General features: G+C 65.4%; 10 protein-coding genes and 1 tRNA gene. 1 reads left to right on the top strand and 10 read right to left on the bottom strand.

Annotated features, from left to right (window positions below; genetic code table 11):
* The 10 genes from WB508_RS00305 to WB508_RS00260 all read right to left on the bottom strand — a co-directional run.
* A partial coding sequence (locus WB508_RS00305; protein ID WP_423842869.1) for a hypothetical protein occupies nt 1–619 on the bottom strand: 619 nt, incomplete at its 3' end.
* Between the two features lie 2 nt (nt 620–621).
* Nucleotides 622–1434 carry a DUF5819 family protein gene (locus tag WB508_RS00300; protein WP_423842868.1) on the bottom strand — a complete coding sequence of 271 codons (813 nt, stop codon included), beginning with the start codon at nt 1432–1434 and terminating at the stop codon, nt 622–624.
* Between the two features lie 102 nt (nt 1435–1536).
* Nucleotides 1537–2619, bottom strand: coding sequence for an LPXTG cell wall anchor domain-containing protein (locus WB508_RS00295; RefSeq protein ID WP_423842867.1), 1083 nt, complete (start codon nt 2617–2619; stop codon nt 1537–1539).
* Between the two features lie 158 nt (nt 2620–2777).
* Nucleotides 2778–3506 carry a hypothetical protein gene (locus WB508_RS00290; protein WP_423842866.1) on the bottom strand — a complete coding sequence of 243 codons (729 nt, stop codon included), beginning with the start codon at nt 3504–3506 and terminating at the stop codon, nt 2778–2780.
* Nucleotides 3507–3592: 86 nt separating this feature from the next.
* Nucleotides 3593–5119 (bottom strand): alpha/beta hydrolase, encoded by a 1527-nt coding sequence (locus WB508_RS00285; protein WP_423842865.1) that lies wholly within the window; start codon nt 5117–5119, stop codon nt 3593–3595.
* Nucleotides 5120–5243: 124 nt separating this feature from the next.
* Nucleotides 5244–5316, bottom strand: a tRNA-Ala gene (locus tag WB508_RS00280).
* A 58-nt stretch (nt 5317–5374) separates the two neighbouring features.
* Nucleotides 5375–6004: a histidine phosphatase family protein gene (locus WB508_RS00275; protein WP_423842864.1), complete on the bottom strand. Its 630-nt coding sequence runs from the start codon at nt 6002–6004 to the stop codon at nt 5375–5377.
* A gap of 11 nt (nt 6005–6015) precedes the next feature.
* On the bottom strand, nt 6016–6369 hold the full coding sequence (gene rsfS / locus WB508_RS00270; protein WP_423842863.1) for a ribosome silencing factor: 354 nt from the start codon (nt 6367–6369) through the stop codon (nt 6016–6018).
* Nucleotides 6366–6992, bottom strand: a complete 627-nt coding sequence (nadD, locus tag WB508_RS00265) for a nicotinate-nucleotide adenylyltransferase (RefSeq protein WP_423842862.1) — start codon at nt 6990–6992, stop codon at nt 6366–6368. Before nadD ends, rsfS begins: the two co-directional genes overlap by 4 nt.
* Before the next feature lie 35 nt (nt 6993–7027).
* Nucleotides 7028–7180, bottom strand: a complete 153-nt coding sequence (locus WB508_RS00260; RefSeq protein WP_423842861.1) for a hypothetical protein — start codon at nt 7178–7180, stop codon at nt 7028–7030.
* A gap of 129 nt (nt 7181–7309) precedes the next feature.
* On the opposite strand from WB508_RS00260, the gene WB508_RS00255 reads away from it, so the two are divergent.
* On the top strand, nt 7310–7830 hold a 521-nt coding region (locus tag WB508_RS00255), incomplete at its 3' end, for a DUF222 domain-containing protein (RefSeq protein WP_423842860.1).

Below are 7830 nucleotides of genomic sequence, written 5' to 3'. Positions count from 1 at the left end.
GGTGACTGTTCCATGCGTTACGCAACGCTGTCTGTATCCGGGCGACGGGGTCGCGCGACTCGGACGCGACGGCTGGCACGCGCGCGCGCCGCCTGGCGTCGAGAGACCAGTACTCGCTGGTGTGCATGAACATCAGGAGAATCAGTCCGACGCGGAGGATGTTGTCTCCCTGGTCGCCGAGAATCGGGATGCGCTCGATCAGCGACACCTCGGCGATCAGCATCAGCGGACCCACCAGACGGGTGTGCCATCCGAGGATGAACAACAGGGCGAGAAGCAAGACGCCCAGGTAGTAGATGGTGAGCGCACCGTTGCTGAGATTTTCGACAAGGCGCGGCGGCGCGAACTCGCTCTGGTCGGCTAGTGGCTTGTTCCACACCGAGGCCTGCCCAAAGAGCAGATGACGAACGCGAAAATTCGTCACATAGATTCCGAAGACAGACATGCCAGCGAGGATTCGCGCGAGGGCAACTCCGCGGAGCGCTCGTTTGTCCTCGAAGAGCCATGCCTCTGCTGTGACGTACCAGCCAATGATCAGGTCCAGGGCGCGGGACACCATCGAGGGCCGCGCCGTCGCGACCTCGGTGGTCGGCTGGTCCTCGACGTCAGTCTGTGTCATGGTCACTTGCCCGTTCCGCTCACACGCTGTGGCGCACTGTCGACGTAGGCATCGAAGGCGGCCTGAGCATCGGCGTTGCCCGGCATCGCGGTGCGCCATCCGAACACGTAGTAGCTGAACGGCACGTCCAGGAACTTCACCGTCTTGCGTACTGAGTAGTTGGGCACACTGCGATGACCGACCCGGAACTGGATGGCGGTCACGCCGTCGCCCCAGCGCGCCGTTGCGTACATGGTGGCGAAGCGCGTGAGCATCTCGTCGTTGCGAATGTAGGCGTCGATGTTGGCCTGCCCCACCGGGCCATTGGTGTTCACCGAGGCGAGATTGGCCGCCAGCTCGCTGCGCGGACTGGGCGCGTAGTTGCCCGCGATGAGCTTCCGCTGGTTTGCGTTGAATGACGAGACGCCTGAGTTGATGTTTCCGCCCAACCGGCGCGTGGCGCTGTGGAATCGGGACGGATTGACGAGGTAGGTGATGCGGCGGTCTTCGTCGGCGGTGATGTCGAACCAGTCAGTGACCAAACCGTCGGTCTCCTTCGATCCCTCGAGGTTCCCGTAGTAGGCACGCACCAACACATTTTCGCCACCCCGACGCGGAGTGGGAGCGAAGACCGACCAGGACTGCTCAAAATAGGGATTGATGTAGGCGGCGACGCGCTGCTGCCCCACCGCATCACGGATCGGGTTGACCGGCATGACCCACACCATGATGAGGAACGAGTGCACCATGATCAGGACCGCTATCCCCAGCACGACGGCCCGACGCGTTGCGTTGGGAACATCGGTTGCATGCGGGGACGGAGCAGGTTTGTCCACGGGCGAGGTCCTCACGTGCCAGACGCTGTCCACCGCTCGCTAGGTGCTTGAGCGGTGAACAGCGTGAGGCGATGTTTGTTCAGGTGTACTGGCGGATCGTGATCAGATGTGCTGGCGGCGGCCGGCGGCGGCCACGACGGCACCTCCAGCGGCGACCAACAGGGCGCCAAAAGCGAGGATCGCGAGGTTCGACCCACCGGTGTCCGGCAGTGCCGAATCGTCGGACTCGCACTCCTCGGCGGTCTTGAGGTTCACTGCGCCCATCAGCGACGCCGTGCCGACAACTCCAGCTCCACCGTCATTGGCGGTGATGCCCGAGGTCAACGCACCGTCAAGCGCACCGGCCGTAGCCACGCCGCCATCAAGAGCGCCCACCGTGGCCACCGTGCCGGAAACCGCGTCGAGGTCGAGCGCGGCAACCGCTCCTCCAGGAGTCGAGGTGCCGGTCGTGGCATCCAGGTCAGTACCGGTCCCGACCGAGACCGTGGAGGCCACCGCGTCGACATCGGTGTTGCTCGTGATGAGGGTGCCGTCGGTCTCGACACCTGTCGTGGCATCCAGGTCGGTACCGGTCCCGACCGAGACCGTGGAGGCCACCGCGTCAGCGTCGGTGCTCGTGATGAGCGTTCCGTCGGTCGTGGCGCCAGTCGTGGCATCCAGGGCCGTCGCCGTACCGACCGAGACCGTCGCTGCGACCGCGTCAGCGTCGGTGCTCGTGATGAGCGTTCCGTCGGTCGTGGCGCCAGTCACCGCATCGATCATGGTCGAGATGCCCACCGAGATCGTGGCTGCCACTGCGTCGGCATCCGTGCCGGTGATGAGCGTTCCGTCAGTCAGGGTGCCGGTGGCGGCATCGATCGCGGTCGACACCCCCACCGAGTTGGGGCTGTTGACCGCGTCGACGGCGGTCGCGGTGATGAGGGTTCCATCGATCGGCGACTGACCGCTGGTGGCGTCCACCGCGTTCGTCGCATCCGTGTCGGCATCCGTGCCGTCAGTCGCATCCGTGGCGTCGGTGGCGTCCGTGGCGTCCGTGGCGTCCGTCGAGGTGTCGGTGCTCTCGCCGCAGATCGTCGCGGTCGAGTAGTCCGCTACCGGTGCTGCCGACGCGGGTCCGGCCACTCCCACCGACATGCTCGCCAGGAGGAGGGTCCCGAGGACCGTGTTCGCCTTGCGGATCTTCATCAAGTTTCCCTTTACTGGTTGCTTCGCACAGAATTTGGTGCGCTACGGGGCATTTCACCACCCCGAACGCCTGAGAAAGGTAACACAACCGGCGTCCAAGCTGTGACGGAAACCACTGCTCGGCAGCTGCTTCACACCAGCCTCATCTACCCCAACGACTAAGACCCCGTGAAGTCACTGTTGCGGGCCAAGAAATCCACCTCATCCCCCACCTCGATCTGCATGATCGACTCAACCGCCACCACTCGCTTGTTGAGGCCAGCCTGCCGATCTGCGAGCTGGAAATAGAATGGTTCGCCGACGTCGATCTTTGCGGCACCGTTCTTGCTCATATCGATCACGTCGTCGGCGTAGGTCAGGAGATCGGCCTGGAGGAGCTCTGCCCCCTCGGGCGCTTCTTGACGTGCGAGACGTTTGCGTGCCTTGCGGTACGCCGGGACCACCTTGTCCAGAAGCGGTGCACCGTTGAACACTGGCCCGGGCCCCAGGAGCTTTGCCGGGTCGAGCCGAATGAGCTTGTGTGCCGCAGCGGCAAACGCCGCATCCGGAATGGCTCGCCGCTCGAGATGGGACGAGAGATCGCGCAGCGGCTTCGTCACGAACGCATCTCGCCGCTTCGCGGCGTTGTAGTCGTCGCTCTGACGTCGGCCGTAGGCGGTCGTGCCCTTTTCGTCGATCCTCGGCACTGCCTCGAGCTGCGTGTTCACCACCTTCAGCAGCGCTCGATAGTCGTCGACGTCCTCGTCGTACTGATCCGCGACGAGGGACACGGCACCGGCCATGAACCGGTCGAGTTGTACGCGAAACTTCGCGGCGGCGGCGTCGGCAGCGGCGATCTGTCGGCGCTCGTCCGGCGACTCAACCACTGCCCAGGTCAATGCTGTCAAGACTAGACCCGCAACGACCGTCGCGAGCGTCACAGCCCTCAAACGGGTCCTCATGAGGCCATTATGCTTGTGGGTCGGTGACATCCTCACGCGCCTTCTGGGCACGTGACGGTGAAGTCAGGATCTTCGCCGAACCGTAGGTAGCGGTCCACCACGGAATCAACGCATCGATTGCCGACGCCGTACCCCGTGTGGCCGTCACCGCGCCGCGTGACGAGCACGCTTCGGTCGAGCTGGCGAACCAGCGCCTTGGCCCAGACATACGGGGTCGCGGGGTCGCGGGTCGTGCCGATCACCACGATCGGGGGGAGATCGGTGGTGCGTATGGGCAGTTGCGGGTCATCCGATGCCGCTGGCCATTCCTGACATTCGGCCGCGCTCCAGGCCATCGTTGCACCGAACACAGGCGACGCCCTCTCGTAGGACGGAATCAACGCGCTGATCTGCGCGTCAGTCGGCGCTTGCGGGTAATCAAGGCACCGAACCGCATACAGGGCCTGAGAGCCATTGTCACTATAGGTTCCATCAGACCGCCGGCGGAAATAGCGATCAGAGAGCTGGAGCAGGACCGAACCGTCGCCGAACGTAGCGCGATCGAGTCCGTTGAGCAGGACCGTCCACAGATCGCGCGAGTAGAGGCCGTACGCGATGCCGTAGACAGCGCTGCCCTTGGTGAGGTCGCGCTGACCCCGGGTCTCGATTGGTTTTCGGTCCAGTGAGTCCAGCAGCGCCACGACCGACTCCTCGGCTGCGGCGCGGTCTGGACCCAGCGGACACTGCCCCGTCTGGACGCACCACGTCAAGAAGGCAGTGAGCGCTCGCTGAAATCCCTTCGCCTGCCCAAAACTCTGGCGTTCCTTGGACAGGGAGGGATCAACCGCGCCGTCGAGAACCATCTTGCCGACCCGCTCAGGAAACACATCCGCGTAGGTCGCACCGATCTGCGTGCCGTAGGACGCGCCGTAGTAGTCGAGCGTCCGCTCTCCCATCAAGGCCCGCAGGATGTCCAAGTCCCGGACGACCTCAGCGGTCGACACGTGGGAGGCCAGCGCGCCGGACTTCGCGACACACGCCCGTCCGACGGCTCGGAAGCCCCGCTGGAGCTCAGCGACCTCCTCGGCCCCTTCAGGCGCCGGATCAATCGCCACCAGCTTGTCGAACGACTTGGGGGTCAGACACGTGAGCGGCTGACTTTCTCCCACCCCTCGAGGATCGAACCCGACGACGTCGAAGTCGTTCTTCAGGCCGTCCGAGGCCGCGGCAGTGAAGGCAGACACGAACGCGGCTCCTGAGCCACCCGGTCCTCCCGGGTTGACGAACAGGTGCCGCTCTCCCCCGCCTGAGCCGCCAGGCCGCAGCTTGAGCCGCAGACGAAGCGTGTCGCCGCGGGGCGCATCATAATCAACGGGCACCGTGACCCAGGTACAGATCGCGGCGCCGCAGCTGGTCCACGTGAGTTTTTGGCGATAGAACTGGCTCAGGCCCGGCGGACCGGCTTCGCCGGTCGCTGTCGGATACGCGCTGGCCCGGCCACGTTCACTACCCACGTACGAGCCGACGACGAGGACCCCGACCATCATGGCTGCGACGCCGAAGGTGATACGGGCAAGCACGGTGCACGGAACCCTTCTCAGACGACAACCAGGCCCAGCGTAGGCGGTCAGGTCGACCACGCGAGCCGAACGCCACATCCCATGACGAAGGCCCGGCCGATGAACAGCCGGGCCTCACGTCGCGTGGAGCATAGGAGATTCGAACTCCTGACCTCTTCCATGCCATGGAAGCGCGCTACCAACTGCGCCAATGCCCCGGGGACCGCACCATGTTAGCGGAGGCGGCCGCCGTGTCCCAATCGGCCCCCAGCCATCTCAGTCGTCGTCGGAGAGGATGGGGCGCGGAAGACTGTCGGCGTTCCACTCGGTGATTCGCCACCTCGCCCACTCCTCGTGGCGGGACTCCTCCAGCACGGACCAAGAACAGTTGTTGAGACCGCCGAACAGGTGCCACTGCGCGAGGTGGAAGCCCAAGAACGCGCACGCCCCCGCTCGGAGCACTCCCCCGTGTGCCACCACCACGACGACCTCGTCGTCTCCGGTTTCGAGATGTTCGCGCAGGCCCTCGGCGAAGCGTTCGCCGGCTTGCTGGTGGGTCTCGCTGCCGGGGATCTGCGTCTCGTCACCCTCGACCCAGGCACGCAGACCCTCGGGGAACTTCTGCCAGGCCTCGTGCCAGGTGAGCCCCTCGCGAGCCCCGAAGTGCATCTCCCGGAAGCGGACGTCGGTCTCGACCTCGACGCCGATCAGGTCTCCGAGGATCTGCGCCGTCTCCAGCGCCCGAGACAAGTCTGAGGAAAGGACCCGGGCCGGGCGCATCATCGCCAGCTGCTCCGCCGCGACGCGCGCCTGCTGGCGGCCTACGTCATCGAGCGGAATGTCACTGGTCCCTTGCACCCGACCGGCCAGGTTCCAGGCAGTGCGCCCGTGTCGCCACAGCACCACCTGCCGACTGCTCACGAGAGGGGCACGACGGGGCAATCGCTCCAGAGCCGCTCGAGCGCGTAGTACTCGCGCATCTCCACGTTCTGCACGTGCACCACGATGTCAGCGAAGTCCAGCAGGACCCACTGGGCCTCACGGTGACCCTCACGTCGCACGGGCTTGGCACCCATCGCCAGAAGTGCGTCCTCGATCGCGTCGTGGACGGCGTGAACCTGCGGGGCGTTGGCAGCCGAGCACAGCAAGAACACGTCAGTGATCGCCAGCTGCTCGGACACGTCGAACGCGATGATGTCCGTGGCCAGCTTGGCGTCGGCAGCTGCTGCAGCCGCTCGGGTCAGCTCGACGGCACGGTCGGTGGCCGTCATGAGGACCCCTCCGACCGGTACAAGCGGTGCTTGCCGATGTATTGGACGACGCCGTCGGGCACCAGGTACCAGACCGGCTCGCCGTGCTGGACCCGCGCGCGGCAGTCGGTCGACGAGATGGCGAGGGCAGGGATCTCCAGCAGGGTGATGCGGTCGGTGGGCAGTCCCTCCAGCGACGACTCGTTGAGCTCATGACCGGGGCGCGTGCAGCCGACGAAGTGAGCCAGCGCGAACAGCTCGTCGTGATCGCGCCAGGTGAGCAGAGCAGCCATGGCGTCGGCACCGGTGATGAAGTACAGATCAGCGTCGGGCTGTTGCGCAGCGATGTCGCGCAAGGTGTCGATCGTGTAGGTGGGGCCGTCGCGGTCGATGTCGACCCGGCTGACCGCGAAGTGCGGATTGGCCGCAGTCGCGATGACCGTCATCAGATAGCGGTCCTCGGCTTCGGACACGTCACGATCGACTTTCTGCCACGGCTCGCCTGTGGGGACGAACACGACCTCGTCGAGGTCGAAGAACGACCGCACCTCGCTGGCCGCGACGAGGTGGCCGTGGTGGATCGGGTCGAAGGTTCCGCCCATCACCCCGATGCGTCGGCGGCCTCCATCGGATCGCGAAGACATCACCGGTGCGGCGCTCGAAGATTCCGGCGTCGTGCTCAGGAGTGCTCGCGCCCCTTGCCGAACTGCAAGAGCATCAGCAGCAGGGCGAACAGGATGCCGAGCGTGATGGCACCGACGACCCACGGTTCGATGCCGATGTCGCGCAACTGCTCCTCGGAGGCGGCGAAGGAGATCAGATTCGACTTCATGCGGTCAATCTATCTCAACTCCAGGGAGGCACTCGCGCCGGTGAGTGAAGGTCGGCCATCCGACACGCCTGTGGACAACCTGGAGGTGAAAGAAAAGAGGCTGTCAGACCCCTCGTCTAGGTTGAGTACATGCAGCAATCGCAGGGAAATCAGGTGCAGCGACTCACTGCTTCCGCGTCTTCCCGAGCCCGGGCTGAGCACGCCGAGTGGGCCGAGATGCTGGCCTTCTCAGACCGCCTGGCGGCCGAGTACACGCAGACGTCGGAGTACTTCAAGCGGCAAGCGCAGCTGCGGTCGATCGCACTGGAGATCGCTGTCGCCATGCACCTGTCCGAAGGCCAGGTCCACCGCCGGCTGTCGTGCGCGGGCACGGTCCGACACCAGGCGCCGACGGTGTGGGCGGCGTTCGGCGACGGTGTGGTGGACGCGTACCGGGTCACGATGATCGCCGACACCATCGACAAGCTGCACCGCCCGGCCTCAGTCGCCAAGCTCGACGCGAAGGTCGTCGCCTTCGCGCAGACCCACACCAGCATCGAGCTGCGCGGTTGGCTCAAACGGTTTGTGGCCCGGGTCGAAGCCGACCTGTTCAACGAACGCGCCGAGGCAGAACGCGCCGACCGCCACGTCTCCGTCGTCCACGGTGAGGA

Origin of the sequence: Aeromicrobium sp. (assembly GCF_049586495.1) — a bacterium.
GTDB lineage: Bacteria > Actinomycetota > Actinomycetes > Propionibacteriales > Nocardioidaceae > Aeromicrobium.
This window is presented reverse-complemented; position numbering and strand designations above follow the sequence as displayed.

Coding starts and splice junctions, on each gene's coding strand:
- WB508_RS00260 (WP_423842861.1), bottom strand. CDS start 7,180: ATGAAGTCGAATCTGATCTCCTTCGCCGCCTCCGAGGAGCAGTTGCGC.
- rsfS (WP_423842863.1), bottom strand. CDS start 6,369: ATGACGGCCACCGACCGTGCCGTCGAGCTGACCCGAGCGGCTGCAGCA.
- WB508_RS00295 (WP_423842867.1), bottom strand. CDS start 2,619: ATGAAGATCCGCAAGGCGAACACGGTCCTCGGGACCCTCCTCCTGGCG.
- nadD (WP_423842862.1), bottom strand. CDS start 6,992: ATGTCTTCGCGATCCGATGGAGGCCGCCGACGCATCGGGGTGATGGGC.